Raw genomic sequence first — 891 nt, 5'->3', positions numbered from 1 at the left:
CAGCGCCGCGGTCGGCTCGGCCAGGCGGTGGCCATAGAGCGGGGCCTCGGCCACCAGCACCTTGGCGACGCCGGCGATCTTCGCGGCCTCCTCGGCGGCGGCTTTCGCCGAGGCGCCGGCGCAGAGCACCGTCACATCGCCCAAGGCCTTGACCGCCTGCACCGCCTTCGCCGTCGCGTCGCGGTTCAGCGCGCCATTCGTGACTTCCCCAAGCAGCAGAACAGCCATCAGATCACCCCCGCTTCTTTCAGCTTGCCCAGCAGCTCGTCCACCGAGCCGACCTTGATGCCGGCCTTGCGGCCCTCGGGCTCGCGCACCGAGACGACTTCCAGGCGCGGCGCGACGTCGATGCCGTAATCGGCGGCGGTCCTTTCATCGAGCGGCTTCTTCTTGGCTTTCATGATGTTCGGCAGCGAGGCATAGCGCGGCTCGTTCAGCCGCAGGTCGGCGGTGACCACCGCCGGCAGGCTGACCGCGATGGTCTGCAACCCGCCATCGACCTCGCGCGTCACCTTGGCCTTGCCGCCCTCGATCTCGACTTTCGAGGCGAAGGTCGCCTGCGCCCAGCCCAGGATCGCCGCCAGCATCTGGCCGGTGGCGTTCATGTCGTTGTCGATGGCCTGCTTGCCGGCGATGATGAGCTCGGTGCCCTCGGCCTCGGCCACCGCGGCGAGGATCTTCGCCACCGCCAAGGGCTCGATGTCCTGCTGCACGTCGTCCGCGGCCACCACCAGGATCGCCCGGTCGGCGCCCATCGCCAGGGCGGTGCGCAGCGTCTCGGCCGCCTGCTTCACGCCGATGCTGACCGCGATGATCTCCTCGGCCTGGCCCGCCTCCTTCAGACGGATCGCCTCCTCCACCGCGATCTCGTCGAACGGGTTCATCGACATC

1 protein-coding gene and 1 pseudogene are annotated in these 891 nt (G+C 69.4%); both read right to left on the bottom strand.

Features of this window, described 5'->3' with window-relative positions; genetic code table 11:
• Window positions 1-228: pseudogene (locus tag E3D03_RS20970) on the bottom strand (electron transfer flavoprotein subunit alpha/FixB family protein); the annotation flags it as partial.
• Window positions 228-891, bottom strand: a 664-nt coding sequence (locus E3D03_RS20965) for an electron transfer flavoprotein subunit beta/FixA family protein (RefSeq protein WP_263568550.1), incomplete at its 5' end; no start/stop codon positions are given. The pseudogene E3D03_RS20970 and the gene E3D03_RS20965, both read right to left, overlap by 1 nt.

Origin of the sequence: Paracoccus sp. DMF, assembly GCF_004407025.1 — a bacterium.
Classification (GTDB): domain Bacteria; phylum Pseudomonadota; class Alphaproteobacteria; order Rhodobacterales; family Rhodobacteraceae; genus Paracoccus; species Paracoccus aminovorans_B.
The sequence above is the reverse complement of the archived record's forward strand: the minus strand, read 5'-3'. Positions and strand labels throughout refer to the sequence as shown.